The 8,450-nt window shown below is 59.4% G+C and carries 5 protein-coding genes and 2 pseudogenes; 3 read left to right on the forward strand and 4 right to left on the reverse strand.

The genetic code is table 11. The features are described from left to right. Positions 1–662: arginase family protein (locus AC1DH9_RS15780; RefSeq protein WP_477808396.1), on the reverse strand; the 662-nt coding region annotated here is incomplete at its 3' end. 284 nt (positions 663–946) lie between these two features. Between AC1DH9_RS15780 and AC1DH9_RS15785 the strand changes: the two are divergent. Together AC1DH9_RS15785 and AC1DH9_RS15790 are read left to right on the forward strand one after the other, a co-directional pair. Then, positions 947–1,489 (forward strand): annotated as a pseudogene (locus AC1DH9_RS15785) (substrate-binding domain-containing protein); the annotation flags it as partial. A gap of 14 nt (positions 1,490–1,503) precedes the next feature. Then, positions 1,504–2,106 carry a tRNA-uridine aminocarboxypropyltransferase gene (locus AC1DH9_RS15790; RefSeq protein WP_477808397.1) on the forward strand — a complete coding sequence of 201 codons (603 nt, stop codon included), beginning with the start codon at positions 1,504–1,506 and terminating at the stop codon, positions 2,104–2,106. Positions 2,107–2,192: 86 nt separating this feature from the next. Here AC1DH9_RS15790 and AC1DH9_RS15795 read toward each other — a convergent pair whose 3' ends face one another. From AC1DH9_RS15795 to AC1DH9_RS15805, 3 genes and pseudogenes are all read right to left on the reverse strand, one after another. Beyond that, on the reverse strand, positions 2,193–3,548 hold the full coding sequence (locus AC1DH9_RS15795) for an HlyD family type I secretion periplasmic adaptor subunit (RefSeq protein ID WP_347929292.1): 1,356 nt from the start codon (positions 3,546–3,548) through the stop codon (positions 2,193–2,195). Between the two features lie 9 nt (positions 3,549–3,557). After that, the gene (locus AC1DH9_RS15800; RefSeq protein WP_427540725.1) at positions 3,558–5,717 is read right to left on the reverse strand and encodes a type I secretion system permease/ATPase; all 2,160 of its coding nucleotides are present in this window, start codon (positions 5,715–5,717) and stop codon (positions 3,558–3,560) included. Between the two features lie 18 nt (positions 5,718–5,735). Beyond that, positions 5,736–5,996: pseudogene (locus AC1DH9_RS15805) on the reverse strand (TolC family outer membrane protein); the annotation flags it as partial. 1,307 nt (positions 5,997–7,303) lie between these two features. Between AC1DH9_RS15805 and AC1DH9_RS15810 the strand changes: the two are divergent. Beyond that, positions 7,304–8,450: VCBS domain-containing protein (locus AC1DH9_RS15810; protein ID WP_477808398.1), on the forward strand; the 1,147-nt coding region annotated here is incomplete at its 3' end.

Genomic DNA, 8,450 nt, shown 5'->3' on the forward strand with positions numbered 1-8,450 from the left:
GGTTCCAGCGACTTGTGCCAGCACTCCTCGGCCTGAACCACGCGGAAGCCCTGTTTGCGGCTCCAGTTGAAGTCTTCAGCGGTGTAGCCCTGTGCGCGCAGACCAATTTGCACGACGCGATCGCAATCCAGAAGGCCTTCTTCAACGGCGCGACGGAAGGTGGTGCCGTGGGCAATCTTCTCGCCGAACATGTGATCGTTCACATCGGCGTGGGCATCGATGTGCACCAGACCGACCTTGCCGTGTTTTTTGTGGATGGCACGCAGGATCGGCAGGGTAATGGTGTGGTCGCCACCGAGAGTCAGCGGGATCACGTCATGTTCGAGGATCTCGTTGTAGGACTCTTCGATGATCCGCACGGCGTCCAGCAGGTTGAAGGTGTTGATTGCCACGTCACCGATGTCGGCAACCGATAGCGAGTCGAACGGTGCAGCGCCGGTGGCCATGTTGTACGGGCGGATCATTACCGATTCTGCACGAATCTCGCGCGGTCCGAAGCGGGTGCCGGCCCGCAAGGAGGTGCCGATGTCCAGCGGGATGCCGATGAAAGCAGCGTCCAGGCCGGCAGCGGTTTGCAAGTGGGGGAGTCGCATCATGGTGGCGATGCCGCCGAAGCGCGGCATTTCATTGCCGCCCAGTGGTTGGTGAAGAATCTTGTCCACGGGTATGGCCTCATCATCATTGTTTTATTTATGGGGTTGCACCGCGCAAAGGGATCGCACAGGCACCTGTTGAGCGGATTCTGCGAAATGCKGGGTGGGAGAAGAATCGCTGCCGGCAAATACTTAGTTCAGATTTTTCTAAACTAATGGCGAGGAGGGAGATAGACTTCCCCCCAATGAAAGCTGGAATACGTCCTGTTGCAGCTGGCGCAGCCTGCGTTCGGCTCGGTCCGCGCTCGGGCGCGGCAGTCGTGATTGCGATACTTGGGGTGTCAGGAAAATCCATTGGCGCCTACAGCCAGGAACACCCGGCGGTACATTTACACCTGTCGGTGATGAGCCCTTACGAGCTGCAGCTCGGCGTGCAGGACAACCGCCTCGATCTGGCCATCGGCTCGTTCTCTACGCGCATGAGCGGACTGGTCTACATGCCGTTGTACCGTGAACAACATTGGCTGTATTGCAGCAATCGCCATCCCTTGTTCAGCGAGCGGCGTATTCCCGAACAAGTCATCACCCAGCAGCGCATGGTTGGTCGTGGTTACTGGAGCCAGGCCGAACTGGCCCGCCACGGCTTCAAGCACAGTGCAGCGACCGTGGAAAGTATGGAAGCACAGCTGATTCTGGTGTTGTCCGGCGCCTACATCGGCTACCTGCCGGAACACTACGCTCAAGCCTGGGCCGACAAGGGCGATTTGCGTGTGCTGCTGCCGGCCACTTTCGGCTACCAGGCCCCGTTTTCGATGATCGTGCGTCGTGGGCGCAGTCGCGAGCCATTGATCCAGACCTTCCGCGACTTGCTCAAAGCGCAGCTCAACCAGGCCTGATCGGGGGGAATCGTATGTCCAGAGTTCAATGCGCCCGTTGCCTGCGCCCGCAAACCCATTGCCTGTGCCCGTTRATTCCGAGCCTCGACAGTCGCACCCGGGTGCTGCTGTTGCAGCATCCGAGCGAGGTGAACCATGCGTTGAACACCGCGCGGCTGGCGGCGTTGGGGCTGAACAATGCGGAGCTGATCGTCGGCGAAGTGTTCGAGGATTTACCGCGTCTGCTGAATCAACCGGGTTACCGGGCCCGCTTGTTGTTCCCGGCCGACGATGCACAACCGTTGCAGGCCTATACGCCTGACGATCATCCGTTGCTGCTGGTGGTGCCGGACGGCACCTGGCGCAAGGCGCGCAAGATGCTGCACCTCAATCCATTGCTGGCAGCGTTGCCCCGAGTGACGCTGGCCGAAGGCGCGGTTTMGCGCTATCGGTTGCGCAAGGCACCGGGGCCGGGAGCGTTGTCGACGGTGGAGGCGATCGTGCAGGCATTGCAAACGCTGGAGGCACCGACGACCTTCGAGCCGCTATTGCGACCGTTTGAAGCGCTGATCGAAGGGCAGATCGCGGCGATGGGGGAGGAGACGTACCAGAAAAATCATGGTGGGGCTGATTCATAATCAGCAGGTCTACCAAGTCGCCCCCATCGCGAGCAAGCTTGCTCGCGATGGCAATGGACCAATCAAAGCCGATCCCGGTAAAAAACCTACCTCTCGCGCATCGCTTCGGTGCGGGCCTTGAGCACCGGTTTGAGCAAGTAATCCAGCACGCTTTTCTCGCCGGTAATGAGGTCCACCGTAGCGACCATCCCCGGGATGATCAGCAGCGGCTTAACGTCGCCGCCCAAGTGGTTTTTGTCGGTGCGTACCTGAATCAGGTAGAAGCTGTTGCCCTTGTCGTCGGTGATGGTGTCGGCCCCGAGCAGTTCGAGTTTCGCGCTCAGGCCGCCATAGATCGTGTAGTCGTAGGCGCTGAACTTGACCATGGCTTTCTGGCCAGGATGCAGGAACGCCACGTCTTGCGGGCGGACCTTGGCCTCGATCAGCAGGTTGTCTTCCAGCGGCACGATTTCCACTATGTCGCTGCCCGGCTGAACCACACCACCGATGGTGTTGACCTTCAGTTGCTTGATCACCCCGTGCACCGGCGACACCACCGTGGTGCGGGTGACCTGGTCATCGATGGCAATGCTCGACGCGGTGATTTTCGACAGGTCGGTGCGTTTCTCGTTGAGCTCCTTGGCGGCGTCCGAGCGAAAGCCTTGCACTGATTCATCGATCTTGCTTTTGATCTCGTTGATCGCCGATTCGGCCCGGGGAATCGCCAGGGTGGTGGCGTCCAGCGAACCACGGATTTCCACAGCGCTGCGTTTGAGACGAAGCATTTCCACTGGTGACACCGCGCCGGTTCCCACCAGCGGTGCCGACATGTTCATTTCCTGTTGCAGCAAACCCAGACTGGAACTGAACTGGCCCTGCTTGGAACGAAACTCTGCCAATTCCTGGGTTTTTTGTCGAAGTTGCTCCGTCAGTGTACGTTGCTCGCTGGCCAGGCGACGTTGTCGTTGTTCAAACAGCGCGCGCTCGTCTTCAGCCACTTGCGGGGCGTTTGCGATGACCTCGTCAGACAGCTTGAAAGGCCGACCCTCGGCTTCGGCAGACAGCCGTTCGACCTTTGCGATCAAAGCAAGGCGATCCGCCTCACTCTCGCCCTTGTTAGACAGAAACCGTGTGTCATCAAGGCGCAGCAGGGTATCGCCCTTGTTCACGATTTGCCCTTCCCGCACGAATATCTCGGTGACGATACCGCCCTCCAGATTCTGGATCACCTGAACCTTGCTGGACGGTATGGCCTTGCCCTCACCCATGGTGACTTCTTGCAGCACGGCGAATTTGGCCCAGACCAGCGCAGTGATGATCAGCGCCGCGGCGATCCATACGGTCATCCGCGACCAGCGCGGCGAATCCTGCAGCGATGCTGCGTAGATGTCGGGCATGAATTCGCTTTCTGCGCTTTTGCTGAAGCTATTGAAATAGCCGCGTGAACCTTGTGACGCAGACATAGGCGACTCCTAAACAGCCACAGAGCCGACACGGCCCTTGCGCAGTGCATCGATGACTGCTTCTTTCGGACCGTCGGCGACGATCCGGCCGTTGTCCAGCACCACCAGACGGTCCACCAGGCTGAGCATCGAGGTGCGGTGGGTGACCAGCAGCAAGGTTTTACCCTGAACCCACTTATGCAGGCGTTGGCGCAAAACTTCTTCGCTGCTGTTGTCCATGGCGCTGGTGGGTTCGTCGAGCAACATGATCGGCGGGTCGAGCAACAATGCTCGGGCCAGCAGCACCGCCTGACGCTGGCCGCCGGACAGCAACTGGCCGCGCTCACCGACAGGCCGATCAAAGCCTTGCGGGTGCTGGCGGGCGAGGTCAGTGACACCGGTCAGTTCGGCCACTTCGAGCATCCGCGAGTCGCTGATATAGCGGGCGCCGAGGGTCAGGTTGTCCCGCAGGCTCCCGGCCAGTAGCGGAAGGTCGTGGGCGACATAACCGATTTGCTGGCGCAGGTCGGCGACGTCCAGTTGCCTCAGGTCCAGACCATCGAGCAGCAGTTGGCCTTCTTCCGGTGCATAGAAACCCATCACCAACCGCGTCAGGGTGCTTTTGCCCGAGCCGCTGCGGCCGATGACACCGATCCGTTCGCCGGGTTTTACACTGAAGCTGACGTTGGACAGCGCCGGGGAGTTTTGCCCGTTGTAGTGGAAGGTTACGCCGCTGACGTCCAGTGCCCCCAGCAGCTGCGTGCGCTCAAGTGGCCGCTGTTTGGCATCGCGTTCTTGTGGCAGGGACATCAGCGTATCGGTGCTGCGCATGGTCAGTTGGGCTTGTTGGTAGCGGGTGATCAGCCCGGCGATTTGCCCCAACGGTGCGAGGACGCGGCTGCCGAGCATGTAGGTCGCCACCAGGGCGCCGACGCTGAGGTTACTGGCGATGATGCTGTAGACCCCGGCGACGATGGTCGCCATGCCGGAGAACTGCTGGATGAACTGTGTGCCGTTGGTGACCAGCGCCGACAGGTGGCGGGCATGGCTGTCGAGGCGGGTGAGGGCGCCGTGGGTGCTTTCCCATTTGTGCTGGCGTTCGCTTTCGGCACTACAGGCCTTGAGGGTTTCCAGGCTGCCGAGGGTTTCGATCAGCAGTGCCTGGCGTTCGGCGCCAAGCGCCAGACTCTTGCGGACCGTGTCGCGCAGGCGGATCTGGACCATCATCGCGAAGAGGATAGTGATCGGGAACGCCAGCAATGGGATGACCACCAGCCAGCCACCGAGCAGGCCGATCACCACCAGCATCAGCACCGTAAACGGCAGGTCGATCAGGCTGGTCAGGGTCACGGCGGTGAGAAACTCGCGCAGCCCCTGGAAGTCATGGATGCTTTGGGCAAAACCGCCAATGGTTGCCGGTCGCGCTTTCATCGACATGCCGGTGATACGTTCGAACAAAGTCGCGGAAAGGATCACGTCGGTTGTTTTCCCGGCGGTGTCCAGCAAATGCGCGCGTACGATCCGCAGCACCAGTTCAAAACCGGTACCGATCAACAGCCCAATAGCCAGCACCCACAAGGTCGAGGTGGCCTGGTTCGGCACCACCCGGTCGTAGGTCTGCATTACAAACAGCGGAACCATCAGCCCCAGCAGGTTAATCAGGAGACTCGCCAGAATTGCATCGCTGTAGAGCCAGCGCGACAGCTTCAAGGTGTCGCGAAACCAGGCCTCGACGCGCGGCACCAGCGGTGAGCGCAAGTCTTCGAGCTCATGCCGTGGCCGGGCGAATAACGCCTGGCCACTGTATTCCTCGGCCAGTTCTTCACGGCTGACCCATTGTTCACCGCCCTCGGCCTCGCTAGGCAGAATCAGCGCCTTGCCATCGTCGCCCCAGCGCCGCAAGACCGCGCAGCGGCCATTCTTGAGGATCAGCATCACCGGCAGGTTGAGCGTTGATATCGACGCCAGTTCACGCCGCAGCAATCGCGCCTGCAAACTGGCCCGAGCCGCTGCACGGGGCAGTAGCTCCAGGCTCATGCGTTGCCTGGCCAGTGGCAGCCCGGCACTGAGGCTGGCCCGGCTGACGGTGCAGTCGTGCAGCTTGCAGAGGATCAACAAACCATCCAACAGCGGATCATCAAAGCTCAGACGTGGATCAACGCCATTGTTGCCGGGTTCCATGCTGGTCAAATCGATCTCTCCAGTGAGCTATCTCATTTCAGGCAAACGGGCTTCGCTCTTCACTTCGGTCTGGGCGATCGCTTCCGCCGGCACCACGACTTTTTCCCTGGTCAATAATTCACCCATGTTCGCCAACACTCGGTACATGGAGAACTCCTTGCTGTAACGCACTTCGGTGTAGCGGCGATTGGCGTTGTACAGCTCGTTTTCACTGTCCAGCAGGTCGAGCAGGGTCCGTTGGCCAAGGCCGAACGGGTCCTGGTAGGCCGTACGTACCCGGGTGGTTGTCCAGTGTGCTTTGAATCGCTTCGCTCAGTGGCATGGCCTGGGTCTGATGTGAACAAGCCGTGGCCAATAAAATCGCGCAGCAGAGGGGGTTCGAAACGGCCATAGTCCCTGATCCTGATGGTGCTTATCAGTCGCCAAATAATTGGCGAGATTTATAGGTCAAGCTGTTTCAGGCTTGTAACAGAGAGCTAAGAACATCTTGGAGAGAAACCAAGAGGAATTTCTCATAAGGCCTATGTCAAAAAAAGCTAATGCGCTCTGCTAAATCCAGTACATCGTTCAAACCGAAGACCCTTGGTTTATAAGCTTTAGAGAACTTTGGCGGTCTGAAGGAGCGCTCAATCACGTTTTTCAACGTAGGGCGGGGAAGTGGTGGAGGGGATGGAACGGCGCGTTTTTTTGAATGGCATTTTTTTTGACACTCGTCTCGAGAAATCTTGACGCTGCTTACGCAGGAGGGGGCTGACGAGAAGTTGATTTCATTCGGTTTTACCCCGGCAGAAACAACCAGCCTGCGAGGGCCATGTGGGGCGAGAAGATCGCAACGGAGCGCAATTTACGCTGAGCCAGGTAACTGCAGTGCGAACAGGCAGAAGAACCTGCGTCGGTACAGACTCAGCCAGCCCACGCCCCATTTGGGTTTCAGCTCATTTGAGCCGCGCCAGTGTTGAGTGACCATAGCCCTCTCGCCCTTTTTTTGCCAAAAATAGACCGCCAAAATATCGACACTTAAGTGTCCGCTTGTCGGAATATTGGCGCTTTTCACCTTTCCCTTCGGGTAGCGCCTTTACAAGGTCTGACCCGACAGCTAGACAAATATCAACCTGATATCAGGAAAGGCCGTCTCCTTGACGCAGTGATATCCCAAGGCACGGCCCCCCACCCAGCCATTATTTCAGGAGTCCCTTCCACATGGGTGCTCTCGGTTTATTGCGTGCCATGCGCAGCGCAATCCCAGGCTTGGTCCCACGTTCGCCCAACCTGTCTTGCGATCCGTTCCTCAAGCGCGGCGAGCTTCTCCACCTTCGCGATACCGGCGCCCCTCTGCCGGCAGCGCCCATCCAGTCAGGCCCGGCAGTCGGCTGCCCAGCTGGCCGACGATGTCTGGCGACCGTCTCGTACCGCTCCCGAACAACCTGAGCGGTACAAAAACGGGACTTCGTCCCCATCGCCTCACAGACATCGGATGACGACATCGTGAATGGACAGAACACTGCGCCGGTTTGCTCCAGCAAAGAAGAGTCCGTTTTGTGGCTGTTAGCAGTCCGTAGCGATTTTTAAAGAACTGGCATTCTCGGGAGTAAGACATGGCTACCACCACTACCAGCGGCGGAACCGTTACTTCGTTTTCCAACACCCCGCAGGCAACGGATGACATCTTCACTACTGGTGTTATTGGCACGGGCAGCGCGACCATCACTGAAGATCTGCAGGGGGTCGTGTATCTGGACGTCATGTCCAATGATCTGGGCGGCAACGCGAAAACGCTCTGGTCGCTTGATGACGCGCTCAGCGCTTCCACTGCGACCAAGATCTATGCCCCCGCCGACCTCCTGACCCAAGACACGAGCAGAATTGAGGCGCTTGATCCGCTCAGTGGTGACCACAGTCGCCAGGGTGCCAAGATCTGGATCACCCAGGATGGCAGGGTCGGCTACGATGCCGCTACTTTGTCGGATGCTTTCAAGGTACAACTCCAGGCGCTTGCTGTCGGCGAGTCCCTGACAGACAGCTTTACCTATGCGATTCGTCTCGGCAACGGCACGCTCAGTTGGGCCACTGCGACCGTGCAGTTTGCGGGGCGCAATGACGCTCCGGTGGTGACTGGCACAGTAACCGGTAATGCCGATGAGGACGGGCATGCTGTCACGTTGAACGCGCTAGCACACGCCTCAGACGTCGATCATGGCACTACACTTTCTGTCGTTAACCTCCCGGCTTCCCTACCAGCCGGCGTGAGCTATGACGCGATAACGCATTCTTTCACGCTTGACCCGACGAACGCGGCCTACCAACACCTCGCAGCAGGCGAGCCGATGACGGTGACGGTGAGCTTTGGTGTTACCGACGGCATCGCCACGACTCCCGGGTCGATGTCATGGTTGATCACCGGCACCAACGACGGTCCGGTGGCGGTGGCCGATACGGCCGCCGGTACGGAAAACCAGACCCTGACGATCGACGTGCTGGTCAACGATACCGATGTCGACGACGGCCACCTGTTCACGTTGAACTCGGCCAGCGCGCCGGCAAACAAGGGTACAGCCAGCGTGGTCGACAACCAGCTGGTGTTCACCCCGGGAAGTGATTTCGACCATCTGGCGCAGGGTGCGGTCGAACACGTGACGCTCACTTACCAGATGCAGGACGAACACGGGGCGCTCTCAAGCTCCACGGTGGACGTGACCATCACCGGCACCAACGACGCACCGGTGGCGGTGGCCGATACGGCTG

The organism is Pseudomonas sp. 05T35 (assembly GCF_056396605.1).

What these genes read in the sequence shown, in the direction of transcription:
- AC1DH9_RS15795 (WP_347929292.1), bottom strand. Translation starts at nt 3,548, where the DNA reads ATGTCTGCGTCACAAGGTTCACGCGGCTATTTCAATAGCTTCAGCAAA.